The organism is Klebsiella sp. K47 (genome assembly GCF_051858335.1).
In the GTDB taxonomy this organism is placed as follows: Bacteria; Pseudomonadota; Gammaproteobacteria; order Enterobacterales; family Enterobacteriaceae; genus Klebsiella; species Klebsiella pneumoniae.
This window is the reverse complement of sequence record NZ_JBPYUI010000004.1, coordinates 28,694-45,657: the sequence shown is the minus strand read 5'-3', so window position 1 is coordinate 45,657 and position 16,964 is coordinate 28,694. Positions and strand designations below refer to the sequence as shown.

The window sequence follows — 16,964 nt, the reverse complement described above, 5'->3', positions numbered from 1 at the left end:
AAATAATGAAAAGGCAACTCTCGCTGCTGGCCGTCGCGCTGCTGCTGGCGCAACCGGTTCTGGCTAAAGACATCCCGCTGAACAGGGCGGCGGCCCTCGCCAATAGCGTGACGCCGGCTGCCTCCAGCCAGGCGTATGACGATCTTGAGCAACAGGCGCTGGCGCAGCTACGCCACGCTCTGCAGGGGAATGCCGCCACGCTGACCCGCGATCGGCTGGCGCACACCAAACAAAACCAAACTCAGGCCGATACCGCCTGGCTGAAGGCCAGCGGCTATGACTTCCAGACCCGGGCCAACCAGCAGGCGGGCATTGCGCTGCTGTCGGCGTTCAGCACCCTGCCGGAGACCGTCGTGAAGCAGAATCTGGCGACGGTGACCGCCATCAATCGCGACGCCGTGCAGACCACGCGCCGTCAGGCGCTGGCCGATGCGGAAGGCATTAGCTACCTCTACTTCCTCAACGACGCGCTGGGGCCACGCCTTGGCAAAGCGTTTCTGACCGCCTATGACCAGGGCGCGCTGGGGAAAGCGGCAGCGTTGATCAAAGCCTCGGAGGTCAGCACCGGCGAGGCGAAAAAGCACTTCAACAATCCGCGGCCGTTTCTGGTGCAGGGCAACACCATTCACCTGGTGCCTGACGATGTGGTGGTGAAAGATAACCAGCCCTACACCGCCGACGGCGGCTCGTTCCCCAGCGGCCACACCAACACCGGCTATACCGATGCGCTGCTGCTGGCGGCGATGATCCCGGAGCGCTACGACGCGCTGGTGGCGCGCGGCGCCCGCTATGGCTACTCGCGCATCGTGCTGGGCGTCCACTACCCGCTGGACGTGATCGGCTCGCGAATGGTGGCCGAGCGCAACGTGGCCCACTATCTTAACGATCCGCACTACCGGGTATTATTTAACGAAGCCCGCGATCAGCTGCGCGCCGCGCTGGCGAAGGCCTGCGGCACATCGCTTGCCGAGTGCGCGAAGAGCAGCGTGAAAGACGATCCCTGGCGCGATCCGGCGATGCGTGATTTCTCTCGCTTCACCATGACCTACGATCTGCCGCAGCAGAAGGGTCCGCAGCCGCGTTTACAGGTGCCGGAGGGGGCGGAAGTGCTGCTGGAAGATGCCCTGCCGCATCTGTCAGCGGCCCAGCGTCGGGCGCTGATGGTCAACACCGCGCTGCCGGCGGGTTACCCGCTATCCGGCGCCACCCCCGAACAGCAATTCTGGCAGCGGCTGAATCTGTCGGCGGCCTGGGAGATGGCGCAAAAAAGGCATTAATGTGGTTTCCGGCACGCTGCACTGCGTGTCGCGCTTTTCCGGCAACGGGCGGACTTATCGCAGCAATACCCAGGCTGACGCACCGCCCGTCATTGAAATTCCCCCAACTATCCCCCATTCTAGATCTCATGCATAAGCGCCGGACGCGCGCTTCATTCACCCTTTTCAACAGGACAGCGCATATGACCAATCCATTATTGACGCCTTTCTCCCTGCCGCCTTTTTCTGCGATCAAACCAGAGCACGTGGTCCCTGCGGTCACCAAAGCGCTGGAGGATTGCCGGGCCGCGGTGGAAAGCGCGGTGGCGCATGGCGCGCCGTATAGCTGGGAAAATCTTTGCCAGCCGCTGGCGGAAGTGGACGATGTGCTGGGACGCATCTTCTCGCCTGTCAGCCATCTGAATTCGGTTAAAAACAGCCCTGAACTGCGTGAGGCCTACGAACAGACGCTGCCGCTGCTCTCCGAGTACAGCACCTGGGTCGGCCAGCATGAAGGCCTGTATAAAGCCTATCGCGACCTGCGCGATGGCGATAACTACGCCACGCTGAATACCGCGCAGAAAAAAGCGGTTGATAACGCGCTGCGCGATTTTGAATTATCCGGGATTGGCCTGCCGCCGGAGGCGCAGAAACGCTACGGTGAAATCGCCGCGCGCCTCTCTGAGCTGGGCAACCAGTACAGCAACAACGTCCTCGACGCCACCATGGGCTGGAACAAGCTGGTGACCGATGTCGCTGATCTGGCCGGCATGCCGGAAAGCGCGCTGGCCGCCGCTCAGGCTCAGGCGCAGGCCAAAGAGCAGGAAGGGTATCTGCTGACCCTGGATATTCCGAGCTATCTGCCGGTGATGACCTACTGCGATAACCAGGCGCTGCGCGAAGAGATGTATCGCGCCTATTCCACCCGCGCCTCCGATCAGGGCCCGAACGCCGGGAAATGGGATAACAGCCCGGTGATGGCGGAGATCCTCGCCCTGCGTCACGAGCTGGCGCAGCTGTTGGGCTTTGACAGCTATGCGTATAAATCCCTCGCCACCAAAATGGCGAAGGATCCGCAGCAGGTGCTCGATTTCCTCACCGACCTGGCAAAACGCGCCCGTCCGCAGGGCGAAAAAGAGCTGGCCCAGCTGCGCGCCTTCGCCAAAGCCGAGTTTGGCGTCGATGAGCTGCAGCCGTGGGACATTGCCTACTACAGCGAAAAACAGAAGCAGCACCTCTACAGCATCAGCGATGAGCAGCTGCGCCCCTATTTCCCGGAAAACAAAGCCGTTAGCGGCCTGTTTGAAGTGGTTAAGCGCATTTACGGTATTACCGCTAAAGAGCGTACCGATGTCGATGTGTGGCATCCGGAAGTGCGCTTCTTCGAGCTGTATGACGAACACAACGAGCTGCGCGGCAGCTTCTATCTCGACCTGTATGCCCGCGAGCATAAGCGCGGGGGGGCCTGGATGGACGACTGCGTCGGCCAGATGCGTAAACTGGATGGTTCCCTGCAGAAGCCGGTCGCCTACCTGACCTGTAACTTCAACCGCCCGGTCAACGGCAAGCCGGCGCTGTTCACCCATGACGAAGTGATCACCCTGTTCCACGAGTTCGGCCACGGTCTGCACCATATGCTGACCCGCATCGACACCGCCGGGGTTTCCGGCATCAGCGGGGTGCCGTGGGATGCGGTCGAGCTGCCGAGCCAGTTTATGGAGAACTGGTGCTGGGAGCCGGAAGCGCTGGCGTTTATCTCCGGCCATTATGAAACCGGTGAACCGCTGCCGCAGGAGCTGCTGGAGAAAATGCTGGCGGCGAAAAACTACCAGGCGGCGATGTTTATTCTGCGCCAGCTGGAGTTCGGCCTGTTCGATTTCCGCCTGCATGCGGAGTACAAACCGGAGCAGGGAGCGAAAATCCTTGAAACCCTGGCCGAGATTAAAAAGCAGGTCGCCGTGGTGCCGGGGCCGACCTGGGGCCGCTTCCCGCACGCCTTCAGCCACATCTTCGCTGGCGGCTATGCGGCAGGCTACTACAGCTACCTGTGGGCCGACGTGCTGGCGGCAGACGCCTTCTCACGCTTCGAAGAAGAGGGGATTTTCAACCGTGAAACCGGTCAGTCGTTCCTCGACAATATCCTGAGCCGCGGCGGTTCCGAAGAGCCGATGGAGCTGTTCAAACGCTTCCGCGGGCGTGAGCCGCAGCTGGACGCGATGCTGGAGCATTACGGGATCAAAGGCTGATTGCTACGTGAAGATCTGCTTAATTGATGAAACAGGCGCCGGTGACGGCGCCTTATCTGTTTTAGCCGCCCGCTGGGGGCTGGAGCAGGATGACGATAACCCGATGGCGCTGGCGCTGACGACGGAGCATCTGGAGCTACGCAAGCGCGATGAGCCCAAGCTTGGCGGCATCTTCGTCGATTTCGTCGGCGGGGCGATGGCCCACCGGCGCAAGTTTGGCGGCGGCCGCGGCGAAGCGGTGGCTAAAGCGGTGGGTATTAAAGGCGATTACCTGCCGGATGTCGTCGATGCGACGGCCGGGCTGGGACGCGATGCCTTTGTGCTGGCGTCGGTCGGCTGTCGCGTGCGGATGCTGGAGCGTAATCCGGTGGTCGCCGCGCTGCTCGATGATGGCCTGGCGCGCGGCTATGCTGACGCGGAAATCGGCGGCTGGCTGCAGGAGCGGCTGCAGCTGATCCACGCCTCCAGCCTGACGGCGTTAACCGATATCACCCCGCGCCCGCAGGTGGTGTACCTCGATCCGATGTTCCCGCATAAGCAGAAAAGCGCGCTGGTGAAGAAAGAGATGCGCGTCTTTCAGTCGCTGGTGGGGCCGGATTTAGACGCCGATGGCCTGCTGGCCCCGGCGCGCCAGCTGGCGACCAAACGAGTGGTGGTCAAGCGCCCTGATTATGCGCCGCCGCTGGCGGATGTCGCCACGCCGAATGCGGTGGTGACCAAAGGGCATCGGTTTGATATTTACGCCGGTACGCCGGAGTAATATTACGCCGTGGTGGTAACTCCCGGATAGCGGCGCAACGCGCCTTATCCGGGCTACCGAATCGTCGCCCGGCTCAGCGTAGCGCAAGCCGGGAACCACAATATCTGAACAAACGGCGCCAGTGCGGATCGGCCATCTCAAACGGTTATTCGGCGCTGGCCGGGGTATTAATCATCCGGTTCAGCCACGGCACCATCAGCGCCATTACCACCGTGACGCCCAGCGTCACCAGGCCAATTTTACTGAACACATTGGTGTAGACCGGCAGGGTCTGCAGCGGGTCGGTGATGTTTTCCGGCACCGCGGTAAAGGTCGCCACATAGCCGCCCAGCAGGAAAGCGGCGGCCTGGGTCAGAAACCACATCCCCAGAATAAAGCCCATCAGATGCTGCGGCACCAGCGCGGCAACCATCGCCAGCCCCAGAGCGCTGATTAACAGTTCCCCCAGACTCTGGAACAGATAGACCAGCACAATAAACCACGGCGAGGTTAACCCCTGGGCGTCGGCGAACCACATCCCGGCCGCCGCGGCGGTCAGGAAGCCCAGCGCGCAGAGGAACATCCCGAGGGTAAATTTCACCGGCATGGTCAGGTCTTTACCCTTATGACCGAGATGGGTGTAGATCGCCGCCAGCACCGGGCTGGCGACCACTACCCAGAAGGGATTCAGCGCCTGGAAGCTGACCGGGTTGATGGTAAAGCCAAGGATCTCATGATGGACGTTGTTGATGGCGAAGAAGTTCAGCGAGGTCGGCATCTGGGCATACAGAATGTAAAACAGCACCGCCTCGATCATCAGAATAAAGGCGACGAACATTTTGTTGCGTCCAGTTTTATCGAGGCGAAACGCCTCACGGAAAAAGAACGCAATAACCACGACCGACAGAACAATCAGCACCAGGTTGGCGATCATCACGTTATGCATCAGCCAGGCGCAGAGAAAAATCATTACCACCGTACCGGCCAGCACCAGCGCCAGATTGCGTAGGCTGAGGGGGCGATGATCCGGCTCGGAGCCAATATCTTTCACCATCCCGCGGCAGGCGAAGTAGACCAGCAGCGCGATAATCAGCCCCGCGCCGCACAGGTTATAGGTTACCGCGTAGCCAAATTTTTCGGCGATCACCGGCGCCAGCGACAGCGACAGCAGCGAACCGATGTTTATCGACATATAGAACAGGGTAAATGCCCCGTCGAGACGGGCATCCTTCGGCGGATAGCATTTGGAGAGCAGGCTCGCCGGGTTGGCTTTAAACAAACCGTTGCCGACGGCGATGGTGCCGAGAGCGATAAAGATCAGCTGCGGTTTCAGCAGCGACATCCCGGTCATAAAGTAGCCGATAGCCAGCACAATGGCGCCGAGCACCAGCGTGCGTTTGGTCCCCAGCAAATGGTCGCCCACGTAGCCGCCGATGGAGATCAGCCCGTAAACCAGCGCCGCGAAGGCGCCGAAGGTGATAAAGGCCTGTTCCTGAGAGAAGCCCAGCTGTTTAACAAAGAAGACCGCCAGGATCCCCTGAACGCCGTAATAGCCAAAACGTTCCCAGAGCTCCACAAAGAAGATCATAAAGAACGGACGAGGTTGCTGCAGCAAGCCCGTAGGTGCAGTTGTATTCATATTCCTTCGCCTTGTATTACTTTCCCAAAAAGTATGAACGCGTATGCCAGAACGCGCCGAAAATGTCTGATAACTCGCCATGCTGCGGTTATTGGCTTATGGAATAGATTATTATATAGATATTTCGCCGAATAACTGGTTGATCACACTAATTTAATGGCGATTTTATGGATTGAAGTTCTGCCGCATGGCGAGGGAAAGCGAAAATAAAAAACGCCCGCATCGGCGGGCGTATTGCGCGGATAAAACGAGACGGTTATTCGTCTTCTTCGTCGCGCAGCGGGACGATCAGCATGTCGACATGAACGGTGTTAATCAGCTGGCGGGCAGAGGACATCAGCTTGCTCCAGAAGTCCTGATGATGGCCGCAGACCACCAGGTCCATATCGTATTTTTTAATCGCATCGACCAGCACCTGGCCAAGGTCGCCGCTGCCGCTCAGGGTCTCGGTGATGGGATAGCCTGCGTTGGTCGAGAGCTCGGTCAGCGCGTGATGGGTCTCTTCGGAGATGCGTTTTTGCATGTCGCCGAGGTTAACGTCAATCAGCCCGGTGTAGAGGTCGGAGTAATTCACATCCACATGGATCAGGGAGACTTTCGCGTTATACGGGCGGGCCATAGAAACGGCTTTTTCAACCAGTACTTTACTCTCCGGGGACAGGTCTACTGCAATCAGAATATGTTTGTAAGCCATAGTGTTACTCCTTCCATAAGTTTGTCGATGACCATTGGACCTGACAGCTGGCGCTGCCGTTTCGCCCGCGTCCTGCGTGCTACATTCGCGGGAGGGTAGCCTTTAAGGACTTCATTGTAGAAGATATTTCCTACCTTATAGCGCCCCCCGCACTCCGTCAATGCACTGGGTTCACCTAAAAGTTAAACAAATTTATCCGTCTTACGTATTGATAACGAATAACCTTGTGGTAAAAAAATTAATGGATCTCCTACACTATTTAATGAGCCGGTCGGAAAAATAAATGTGATCGGAATCGCACTCTTTACGGTATCGTCGTGGGTTATTTGGGGAGCGGTAGCCGCGGAGGTTTTCTCCGTAGGCGGGTCGCCGGGGAGGAGGTATGATCAGCACTATTGCGCTGTTTTGGGCCCTGTGTGTCGTTTGTGTGGTGAATATGGCACGCTACTTCTCATCGTTGCGTGCATTATTGGTGGTGCTACGTGGTTGCGATCCCTTGCTCTATCAGTATGTTGATGGCGGCGGCTTTTTTACCTCGCACGGGCAGCCCAGCAAACAGATGCGGCTGGTGTGGTATATCTATGCCCAGCGCTACCGTGACCATCACGATGATGAATTTATTCGTCGCTGCGAACGTGTTCGTCGCCAGTTTATCCTGACCAGCGCCCTGTGCGGCCTGGTGGTGGTGAGCCTGATTGCGCTGATGATCTGGCACTAACGTTTCAGAATAAAAAAACGGGCCAGCAAGCTGGCCCGTTTTGAACGAATAACGCTTAAATCAGTTTCAGGGAGAGCCAGTAAAGGACGCCTGAAAGGATAATCGCTGCCGGCAGGGTCAGCACCCAGGCCATCAGAATGCTGGTCACCGTCTTTTTCTGCAGACCACCGCCATCCACCAGCATCGTCCCCGCTACCGAGGAGGAGAGTACGTGGGTGGTGGAAACCGGCATCCCGGTGTAGCTCGCCAGACCGATAGAAACCGCTGCGGTCATCTGAGCCGACATCCCCTGAGCGTAGGTCATGCCTTTCTTACCAATCTTCTCACCGATGGTGGTCGCCACGCGGCGCCAGCCGATCATGGTGCCGATACCCAGCGCCAGCGCGACAGCCATGATAATCCAGATTGGCGCGTACTCGATGGTGCTCAGCATATCGGTTTTCAGTTTCTTCAGCAGACGCTGGTCGTCAGCGCTCACATCCGGCAGCTTCGCCACCTTGTCGGTGGTGTCGGAGATGCAGAGCATGATGCGACGCAGCTGGCCGCGCTGTTCCGGTTTTAGCGACTCGTAGTTCTCAACGCCGGTCAGCATGGTTTTGACGCGGTCAAGGGCGTTGATGGTGTTCGCCGGATGGCAGTGGAACTCGCCATTGGCCGCGGTATTGGTATCCGGAGAAGGCACCAGCTGATCGACGCCGGTGGCTTTTTTCAGCAGTTCAGGACGCTGCTGGAAGAAGGTTTCCACGTTGTTGACCGCATCGCGGGTACGGGTGATTTCGTAACCAGAGGCATTCATATTCACCACGAAACCCGCCGGCGCGACGCCGATCAGCACCAGCATCACCAGGCCAATGCCTTTCTGCCCATCGTTAGCACCGTGAGAGAACGACACGCCAATAGCAGACAGGATCAGCGCGATACGGGTCCAGAACGGCGGCTTTTTCTTACCGTCTTTCTTTTCACGCTCTGCGGGCGTCAGGTGGATACGCGCGCGTTTTTTGGTTCCGCTCCAGTAGCGACGCAGCAGGAAAATCAGGCCGCCCGCGATCACCAGACCGACGATCGGCGAGATGATAAGCGAAGCAAAAATACCGATGACTTTCGGGATATTCAGCGCATCAACCACGGAAGTACCGGTCATCAGCGCATTGGTTAAACCAATGCCGATGATGGCGCCAATCAGGGTATGAGAACTGGAAGCTGGAAGACCGAAGTACCAGGTGCCGAGGTTCCAGATGATCGCCGCCAGAAGCATAGAGAACACCATGGCGAGGCCATGTGCGGAACCCATGTTAAGCAGCAGATCGGTCGGCAGCATATGCACGATGGCATAGGCTACGCTGAGACCGCCCAGCAGAACGCCGAAGAAGTTGAAGAGCGCCGCCATCGCCACAGCGAGCTGTGAGCGCATTGCGCGAGTGTAGATAACCGTAGCCACCGCGTTTGCGGTATCATGGAAACCGTTAATCGCTTCGTAAAACAGTACAAAAGCTAAAGCAAGCAATAATAATAGTCCGGTATGTAAATCCAGACCGGCAAATAAATGTAGCATAGGACGTTACGCCATTTTGAGGACATGAACGCGGCGCATTATCAGTGACTTTAGCGGCGCGGGCAAAGTGAAATATAGACTTTTTTTGATTTTCTTCCTGTTTAGGTTTTACCCTGTTGGGAGTAATCCTATATCTTTCAATGATGTATCTAATGCGGGATTTTTCCCGCTGGTGTGACCAGAGTGAAATATTTACAAAACCCGACAATTGGGGAACGAGGAACGCGGTGTGGAAAGGTTTGATGCCATTGTCGTTGGCGCCGGAGCGGCGGGAATGTTTTGCGCAGCGCAGGCGGGCCAGCTTGGCTGCCGCGTCCTGCTGCTGGATAACGGCAAAAAGCCGGGGCGAAAAATTCTGATGTCCGGCGGCGGCCGCTGCAACTTTACCAACATGTATGTTGAACCGGCGGCCTATTTGAGCCAAAACCCGCATTTTTGCAAATCTGCCCTGGCGCGCTACACCCAGTGGGACTTTATCGAGCTGGTCGGTAAATACGGCATCGCCTGGCATGAGAAGACCCTCGGCCAGCTGTTTTGCGATGATTCGGCGGAGCAGATCGTCAATCTGCTGCTCGCGGAATGTGAAAAGGGCGGCGTGCAGATCCGTCTGCGCAGCGAAATCCTCAGCGTGGAGCGCGATGAACAAGGCTACCGGCTACAGGTGAACGGCGAAACGCTGGTGACCAAAAAGCTGGTGATCGCCTCCGGCGGTCTGTCGATGCCGGGGCTCGGCGCCTCGCCGTTTGGCTATAAAGTCGCCGAGCAGTTCGGCCTGAAGGTGCTGCCGACCCGTGCGGGGCTGGTGCCGTTTACCCTCCACAAGCCATTGCTTGAGCAGCTGCAGGTCCTCTCCGGCGTGTCGGTGCCGTCGACCATTACCGCCGAGAACGGCACTCTGTTTCGCGAAAATCTGCTGTTCACCCACCGCGGCCTTTCCGGACCGGCGGTGCTGCAAATTTCCAGCTACTGGCAGCCCGGCGAGTTCGTCACCGTTAATCTGCTACCGGACTGCGATCTTGATGACTTCCTTAACGAGCAGCGCAGCGCGCATCCCAACCAGAGCCTGAAGAACACCCTGGCGATGCAGCTGCCGAAGCGGCTGGTGGAGTGTCTGCAGCAGCTGGGGCAGATACCTGATGTGACGCTCAAGCAACTGAACGTTCGCGATCAGCAGACGCTGGTGGAGACGTTAACCGCCTGGCGCGTGCAGCCGAACGGCACCGAAGGCTACCGGACGGCGGAGGTGACCCTCGGCGGCGTGGACACCAACGAACTCTCGTCGCGTACTATGGAGGCGCGTAAGGCGCCGGGTCTCTACTTTATCGGCGAAGTGATGGACGTTACCGGCTGGCTCGGGGGGTATAACTTCCAGTGGGCGTGGTCAAGCGCCTGGGCCTGCGCGCAGGCGCTGGTGGAAGGGTAATCTACGCGTCCGGGCGCCCTGGTGCCCGGACGTATATGATCAGTTCAACCCAAGAAAATACTGGGCGATTTTGAAATAGATAATCAGCCCGGTGCCATCAATCAGCGTGGCGATAAAGGGCGCGGAAACTACCGCCGGGTCAATGCCGATCCGCTTAAGCACCATCGGAATGACCGAGGAGACAATCGCGCTCCACAGGGTAATGCACACCAGCGTCAGGCTGACGATGAGCGTGATTTCCATGCCAATCCCCATCATCCAGGCGCGCAGGCAGCCCGCCAGGCCCAGGGTCAGGGCAATCAGAAACGAGGTCGATACCTCTTTGCGGATCACCCGCCCCATATCGCGCAGTCGCACTTCCCCCAGCGCCATCGAGCGCACCAGCGTCGAGGTGATCTGCGTTCCGCTGTTGCCGCCGGTGCCGATGAGCAGCGGAATAAAGAAGGCCAGCGCGATGGCCGATTCCAGGGCTTCTTCGAAATGCTGCAGTACGCTGCTGGTGTAGGCTTCGGCCACGAACAGCAGCAGCAGCCACACCGAGCGTTTTTTCCACAGCGTCCAGGGGCTGATCTCGAGGTACGGTTTTTCCAGCGGCAGCGTTGCCCCCTGCAGCTGAGCATCTTCGGTGACGTCATCCTCCAGCAGATGGGCGATCTCCTTCTCCATCAGGCAGCCGACCAGCTCGCCTTTATCGACGACGGGGACCAGGTCGAGGCCGCGCTCGCTGAGCTCGGCAATCACCTGCTGGCGCTCATCGTCAGGTTTGACGCGAAACAGGCAGCTGTCCATCAGGTGGCGGATAGACTGGTTGATATCCGTTTCCTGGAGTAGCTTTTTGACCGACAGGCTGCCACGCAGCTTCTTGCCGGCGACGACAAACACCTGCCCGGGAATATCATCGCTGGCCAGTTGGGAGATAAAGTGTTCGCGCGCCTCATGAACGCTGAGATGTTCCTGCAGCGTAATAAAATCGGTACGCATGTACTGGGCGATCGCATCGCCGTCGAAGCCAGAGGTCGCCTGATGGGCGGCGCAGAGTTGAATGGAAGACATGTTTAAAAATCCCTATAAAAAATCACTCATAGGGGCGAACAAGACAGGGTTAGCGCAGGCAGATCCCTACGTCCTGGTTTTAGCACTGCATAACGTATCTGAACGGTCATGACCGCCAGAAGTTACCTTGGCAACACCTTGATTCGATGGAAGCCTGTATTTCCCTGAGTGGTCTCTCTCGATACCAACAGGGCGGTAACTTGTATTTATGCAGGAGCCTCGCCATAACGAGATCGTTAAATGAGGCGCCATTATTGGCGAAGAGGGATAATTCACAAAGCGTATAGTTTATGTGGTTTATCAACTGTTGATAAACCACCCAAGAATTTTCAAATAATTAATCATCCGCTAAACACTGCAAATGCCCATGGCGCACGCCGCGCTGGGCAATCACGTCGTCGGCAAAATGCTGTACCTCGGCCATATCACCTTTCAGCACCGCAATCTCCAGGCAGTCGTCATGACTGATATGTACATGCAGCGTGGCGACGGAGAGATCGTGATGATGATGCTGGGTGGCCACCAGCCGGCTCGCCAGTTCGCGTTTCTCATGTTCATACACGTACGACAGGACGGCATACCCGCGCCGTGATTCCGGCGACGGAGGATCCTGGTTGAGGGCGTCGCGCAGAATATCGCGTACCGCCTCCGAACGGTTGTGGTAGCCGCGGCGGGCGCTTAGCGCATCGAGGGCGGCCAGCAGGTCATCATCAAGGGTCAGGGTTACGCGCTGCATGGCATGGCCTCGTTAAGCAGAGTGGCAGGAAAAGGGGGGAGCACCGCCTGCTGGAGCGCCTGTCCGGCAGGGGAACGCAGGCGTAGCGGTAGACTAACCGTTGCGGTTTCGACGATGCGCCCGTGCTCCATCACCAGCACTCGCTGGCAAAAGCGCTCCACCAGCCGCAGGTCATGGGTGATGAACAGGCAGGCGGTGTCAAACTGCGCCTGCAGACGCTTCAGCAGGGCGATAATCTCCGCCTGCAGCAGCAGATCGAGATTTGAAACCGCTTCATCAAGGATCAACAGCTGCGGCCGTACCGCCAGGGCGCGTGCCAGGCAGACGCGCTGCAGCTGTCCGCCGCTGAGCTGCGCCGGGCGCTTATCGAGCAGCGACGGCGCGAGGTCGACGGCCAGCAGCATCTCTTCCACCCGCCGCGCACGCGCCTCACGCGACAAGCACAACAGATGGCGCAGCGGCTCGCTGACGATCTCGCGCACCGTTTTGCGCGGATTCACCGCGCTGAAGGCATCCTGAAATACCAGCTGAATATCACGGCGGAAGGCGCCGATGGCCTCGCCCTTCAGGGCAGTCAGCGGCGTGCCGCGCCAGGCAATATCACCGTGCTGCGGCGTTTCCAGACCCACCAGCATCCGCGCCAGGGTGCTTTTCCCACAGCCGCTGCGTCCGAGCAGGGCCACCGTTTCGCCGGGGGCGATGGCGAGATGGATCGCATGCAGGACCCTGCCGTGGTGAGGATAATCGTGACTCACCCCGGTAGCGCTGAGTAAATTCATGGTGTTTTCTCCAGACCGTATAACGCCAGATGCGCGGCCAGCAGGCGCTGGCTGAGCGGGTGCCGCGGGGCGCTAAATAGCGTATTCACATCGCAGTGTTCAACGAGGCGACCGTTCTCCATCACCGTTACGTGATGCGCCAGCCGCGCCACGACGCCCATGTCATGCGTCACCAGCAGCAGTCCCAGACCGCGCCTGGCGACAATATCCGCCAGCAGGTCGAGGATGCGCGCCTGGGCGATGGCATCGAGATCGGTCGTCGGCTCGTCGGCGATGATAAAGGGCGCGCGGCTGAGCAGGGCGAGAGCGACCATCATCCGTTGCAGCATGCCCCCGCTCATTTCAAAAGGGTAGCGCTTCAGTAGCGCCCGCGGATTGTCCAGACCGACCTCCTCCATCGCTGCCAGCAGCACGGCGTCATTCGTTTCACGACCCGCTGCCCGGCAGGTTTCCCGGGCATGCGCGGCCATGGTCTGCAGCGGGTTAAAGGCGCTACGCGGGTTCTGCATGATGGTGGCGATGGTCGCCCCGCGCAGCTGTTCGCCGTGCACCGGAATGCCGTCGAGAAGCACCCGGCCGGCGGTTTGCCTGACGCCGGGCGGCAGCAGGCCCAGCGCGGCGGCGCAGGTCAGCGATTTTCCGCAACCACTGCTGCCGAGCAGCGCCAGCACCTGGCCGCGGCGCAGGGTGAAGGAGACGTCGCTGACCAGCGGTCGGTCAGCGGCAAGCGAGATCTGTTCCAGTTGGATCTTCTGCGGCATCAGTGGCTATGCTCCGCGATCAGGTGGGGATCGAGACGATCGCGCAGCGCGTCGCCCAGCAGGTTAAAAGCCATCACGCTGATGAACAGCGCCAGCCCCGGCCAGACCATTTGCAGCGGCTGGGTCCAGATATACTGCCGGGCGTCGTTGATCATCACCCCCCATTCCGCCGTCGGTGCGCTGACACCGAGACCGAGGAACGACATGCCGGCTACGTGAAGCATCATATGGCCGATATCCAGCGAGGCGAGCACCAGCAGCGAGGGGATCACCGCGCCGGCCAGATGGTCGCTGAACAGCCGCCACTGGCTGGCGCCGCTCAGACGGGCGGCGAGGATAAATTCGCGCTGGCGCAGGGAAACCACCAGGTTACGCACCATTCTGGCGTACCAGGCCCAGTGTGACAGCGCAATGGCGAGGATCACATTGGTCAGCCCGGTACCCAGCACTCCCACCATAAAGAACGACAGGATCGAGGTCGGAAAAGTCATAAACAGTTCGGCGATGCGCATCAGGCCGCGGTCGGCACGGCCGCCCAGCAGTCCGGCGCTGCCGCCGACCGCCAGGCCGATCAGCAGCACCAGCAGCAGACAAGCCATCACCGCCCCCAGCGAAACGCGGGTGGCGGCCAGCAGGCGTGAGAAAATATCCCGGCCGAGATGATCGGTGCCGAGCCAGTGCGCTGCGCCCGGCGGCAGCAGCCGCTGCTGAAGGTCAATCGCCGCTGGATCCCAGGGCAGCCACCAGCCGCTGCCGATGGCGATGACCGCCAGCAGCGCGATGACTAACAGGGCGAGTTTTACCGGCCAGCGAAAACTTTGTAGCCCTCTCATGCGCTCACCTCCTCGTGGCGGCGCAGGCGCGGGTCGAGCGCCGCGTTAAGCACATCCACCGCCAGATTAGCCAGCACGAACACCGTCACCATCATCAGGGTAAAGCACTGGATCACCGGGTAATCGCGATTGAAAATGGCGGAAACCGCGTAGCGGCCGACCCCGGGCCAGGCAAAGATATTTTCGATAATCATGGTGCCGCCGATCAGCTCCCCAATGTGCATGCCCATGGCGGTCACCACCGGCAGGGTGGCGTTGCGCAGGATATGTCGGCGCTCCACCTGGCGCGCGCTCAATCCGCGCAGCCGCGCCCATATCACGTGACGCTGGCTGGCGGCGTCCAGCATGCTGGCGCGCAGCAGGCGGGCGTTGATCGCCAGCGACATAAAGGCGATGGAGACGGCGGGCAAAATCAGGTGCTGCCAGTCGCCATACCCCATCGCCGGGAGCCACTGCAGATGCACGGAAAAGAGCATCACCAGCAGAAAGGCCAGCCAGAAGTTGGGCATTGAGACGCCGAGGAAGGCAATCAGCCGTACGACATAGTCCGGCAGGCGATCGCGATGGCGCGCCGCCCAGATGCCCAACGGCATGGAGGTGACGAGGATCAGCGCCAGCGCCGCGCCGGTGAGCAGCAGGGTGGCCGGCAGGAAGTGCAGCAGGTCGTCCAGCACCGGGCGCTGGGTGGCATAGGAGAGACCGAAATCCAGGTGCAGCGCCCGCCATAGCCAGTGCAGATACTGTATTGCCAGCGGCTGGTTGAGCCCCAGCAGCTCGCGGGTCGAGGCAACCATCTCTTCAGTGGGCGGCAGGTTCGACAGGCGTAAATAATCCAGCGCCGGGTCGCCGGCGCCGAGCCGTAGCAGCAGAAAGATGATGGCGGAGGCGGCGAGCAGCAGCGGGATCAGCAGCAGCAGGCGGCGTAAAATATAGCGTAGCATTATGGCGTTACCGGGGTAATCTGGTCGAAAGGGATCTCGCTGGTCACCGGGGCGAACGGGATCTCCCCGACCTCCTGGCGCGCGACCGACATCAGCGAGACATAGCTGATGGGCAGATACACCGCGTTCTGATGCAGACGGGTCAGCACATCATGGTACAGTTTTCTCCGCTGCGCCTCGTCCCCGGTGGTCAGCACTTCACTAATCTCTTTATCAATCAGTGCCTTGTCTGGCAGGCCGCGCTGGGCCTGGTAATCCGCATGCGACGGGACGCGCATTGAGCTTAAAAAGGCATGCGGATCGTAGGGCGCGCCCCAGGTGCGATTGAAGATCATGCCGAAGCGGCCTTCGCGCTGGCGCGCGTAAATGCTGCTTTCCTCCTCGCCCACCAGGGTGACCTGCACGCCGACCTGCCGCAGATTGGCCTGAATAATTTCGGCCATCGATTTAGCCAGCGCGTCGGTGCCAATAAACGCCAGCTCAATCGCCAACGGTTGCCCGGCTTTTTGTCGCCAGGGCTGGCCCTCCAGCTGCTGCCAGCCGGCCTGTTCCAGCAGGGCGCGGGCTTTTGTCGGGTCGTAACGGCGCGGCGTCAGATCCTGCGGGGCGTAGGGGACGGAGGGGGCAAACAGGGTGTCGGCAACCTGCTGGGTGCCATACAACACGCTATCGACAAGGGTCTGTTTATCGACGGCGTAGTTGAGCGCCTCACGAACCGCCTGCTCGCGGGTCGGGCCCTGGCTGGCGTTTAGCGCCAGCATTACCGTCTCCGCCGGGGCGGACAGGCGCGCCACGTAGCCGGGGTGATGGCGAAAGCGTTCGAAGGTGTCCAGCGGCAGCAGCCCTTCATCGCCGTAGAGCATATCGATTTCCCCGGTTTCGAACGCCACCGCCCGGCTGGTGGCGTCAGGGATCACCTTGATGGTGATTTGCTGTAGCGCGGGTTTGCGACCCCAGTAGCGCTCATTGCGCACCAGCACATCGCGCTGATTGAGCTGCGAGCTTGCCAGCCGCCACGGGCCGGTGCCGATCGGGGCTTTAATGCCCCTGGCGGTGCCGCCATCGATAAACTGCGAGGGGGCGATGAAGCGGAACGGGCGGGGCAGGGCCAGCTCTTGCAGTAAGGGGGCGTAGGCGCTTTTCAGGGTGATCTGCAGCTCGGTGGCGCTGAGGGCCCGCACGTCGGTTATTTGGTTGGCGAGCTCAAGCCAGGCGTGGCGTTGGCGGTTGGCCAGCACCGCCTGAAAATTGGCCGCCGCGGCCTGGGCGTTAAACGGTTCGCCGTTGGAGAAGGCCACATCGTCGCGCAGGGTGAACCACCAGGTTTTTCCGTCGGTGGAGTGACGCCAGCGGGTTGCCAGCCATGGCTGTACGCTGCCGTCAGCCTGATACTTCACCAGCGGTTCATAGACCATGCTTTGGGCAAACATCTGGTTGGGCGTATAGAGATGGGGATTCAGCGGGCCGACGTTAACCGGCCAGGCGGTGGTGAGCTGGTACGGCGCGGCCTGAGCCAGCAGAGGGACGCAGGCGACCAGCGCCAGCAGGGTGAGGCGGATAATAGACAAGACGGCAATCTCAACGACAGGAAAGT

At 59.9% G+C, this 16,964-nt stretch carries 15 protein-coding genes and 1 riboswitch; of the genes, 5 read left to right on the top strand and 10 right to left on the bottom strand.

Annotated features, from left to right (window positions below; all coding sequences use genetic code 11):
* Positions 1-5: 5 nt before the first annotated feature.
* The 3 genes from RRF55_RS04905 (at position 6) to rsmJ (ending at position 4,262) form a co-directional block, all read left to right on the top strand.
* Complete coding sequence (locus RRF55_RS04905; protein ID WP_130974866.1) at positions 6-1,277, top strand: acid phosphatase; 1,272 nt, start codon at positions 6-8, stop codon at positions 1,275-1,277.
* A gap of 182 nt (positions 1,278-1,459) precedes the next feature.
* On the top strand, positions 1,460-3,502 hold the full coding sequence (prlC, locus tag RRF55_RS04900; RefSeq protein WP_004151426.1) for an oligopeptidase A: 2,043 nt from the start codon (positions 1,460-1,462) through the stop codon (positions 3,500-3,502).
* A gap of 7 nt (positions 3,503-3,509) precedes the next feature.
* The gene (gene rsmJ / locus RRF55_RS04895; protein ID WP_004188262.1) at positions 3,510-4,262 is read left to right on the top strand and encodes a 16S rRNA (guanine(1516)-N(2))-methyltransferase RsmJ; all 753 of its coding nucleotides are present in this window, start codon (positions 3,510-3,512) and stop codon (positions 4,260-4,262) included.
* A gap of 145 nt (positions 4,263-4,407) precedes the next feature.
* Here rsmJ and dtpB read toward each other — a convergent pair whose 3' ends face one another.
* Together dtpB and uspA are read right to left on the bottom strand one after the other, a co-directional pair.
* Positions 4,408-5,880, bottom strand: a complete 1,473-nt coding sequence (gene dtpB, locus RRF55_RS04890; RefSeq protein WP_002921264.1) for a dipeptide/tripeptide permease DtpB — start codon at positions 5,878-5,880, stop codon at positions 4,408-4,410.
* 256 nt (positions 5,881-6,136) lie between these two features.
* Positions 6,137-6,574 (bottom strand): universal stress protein UspA, encoded by a 438-nt coding sequence (gene uspA, locus RRF55_RS04885; RefSeq protein WP_004145166.1) that lies wholly within the window; start codon positions 6,572-6,574, stop codon positions 6,137-6,139.
* A gap of 382 nt (positions 6,575-6,956) precedes the next feature.
* On the opposite strand from uspA, the gene uspB reads away from it, so the two are divergent.
* Positions 6,957-7,292, top strand: coding sequence for a universal stress protein UspB (uspB, locus tag RRF55_RS04880; protein ID WP_002921203.1), 336 nt, complete (start codon positions 6,957-6,959; stop codon positions 7,290-7,292).
* Between the two features lie 55 nt (positions 7,293-7,347).
* Here the strand turns inward: uspB and pitA are convergent, their stop codons facing one another.
* Positions 7,348-8,844: an inorganic phosphate transporter PitA gene (gene pitA, locus RRF55_RS04875; RefSeq protein ID WP_002921200.1), complete on the bottom strand. Its 1,497-nt coding sequence runs from the start codon at positions 8,842-8,844 to the stop codon at positions 7,348-7,350.
* A 229-nt stretch (positions 8,845-9,073) separates the two neighbouring features.
* Here pitA and RRF55_RS04870 point away from each other — a divergent pair, with 229 nt between their 5' ends.
* Positions 9,074-10,267 carry an NAD(P)/FAD-dependent oxidoreductase gene (locus RRF55_RS04870; protein ID WP_004150109.1) on the top strand — a complete coding sequence of 398 codons (1,194 nt, stop codon included), beginning with the start codon at positions 9,074-9,076 and terminating at the stop codon, positions 10,265-10,267.
* 39 nt (positions 10,268-10,306) lie between these two features.
* On the opposite strand, the gene RRF55_RS04865 is transcribed toward RRF55_RS04870, so the two are convergent.
* From RRF55_RS04865 to nikA, 7 genes are all read right to left on the bottom strand, one after another.
* Positions 10,307-11,320, bottom strand: a complete 1,014-nt coding sequence (locus RRF55_RS04865) for a magnesium transporter (RefSeq protein WP_004181490.1) — start codon at positions 11,318-11,320, stop codon at positions 10,307-10,309.
* Positions 11,321-11,377: 57 nt separating this feature from the next.
* Positions 11,378-11,559: riboswitch (M-box (ykoK) riboswitch) on the bottom strand.
* Between the two features lie 98 nt (positions 11,560-11,657).
* The gene (gene nikR, locus RRF55_RS04860) at positions 11,658-12,056 is read right to left on the bottom strand and encodes a nickel-responsive transcriptional regulator NikR (RefSeq protein WP_002921188.1); all 399 of its coding nucleotides are present in this window, start codon (positions 12,054-12,056) and stop codon (positions 11,658-11,660) included.
* Positions 12,044-12,835, bottom strand: coding sequence for a nickel import ATP-binding protein NikE (gene nikE, locus RRF55_RS04855; protein WP_009308750.1), 792 nt, complete (start codon positions 12,833-12,835; stop codon positions 12,044-12,046). The genes nikR and nikE overlap by 13 nt, the downstream gene beginning before the upstream one ends.
* Positions 12,832-13,596: a nickel import ATP-binding protein NikD gene (locus tag RRF55_RS04850; protein ID WP_004173959.1), complete on the bottom strand. Its 765-nt coding sequence runs from the start codon at positions 13,594-13,596 to the stop codon at positions 12,832-12,834. The genes nikE and RRF55_RS04850 overlap by 4 nt, the downstream gene beginning before the upstream one ends.
* On the bottom strand, positions 13,596-14,429 hold the full coding sequence (nikC, locus tag RRF55_RS04845) for a nickel ABC transporter permease subunit NikC (protein WP_004188270.1): 834 nt from the start codon (positions 14,427-14,429) through the stop codon (positions 13,596-13,598). Before nikC ends, RRF55_RS04850 begins: the two co-directional genes overlap by 1 nt.
* Positions 14,426-15,370, bottom strand: coding sequence for a nickel ABC transporter permease subunit NikB (gene nikB, locus RRF55_RS04840; protein WP_032415779.1), 945 nt, complete (start codon positions 15,368-15,370; stop codon positions 14,426-14,428). The genes nikC and nikB overlap by 4 nt, the downstream gene beginning before the upstream one ends.
* A complete protein-coding gene (gene nikA, locus RRF55_RS04835) occupies positions 15,370-16,938 on the bottom strand; it encodes a nickel ABC transporter substrate-binding protein (RefSeq protein ID WP_032415778.1) in 1,569 nt (522 codons plus the stop codon). The genes nikB and nikA overlap by 1 nt, the downstream gene beginning before the upstream one ends.
* Positions 16,939-16,964: the final 26 nt, after the last annotated feature.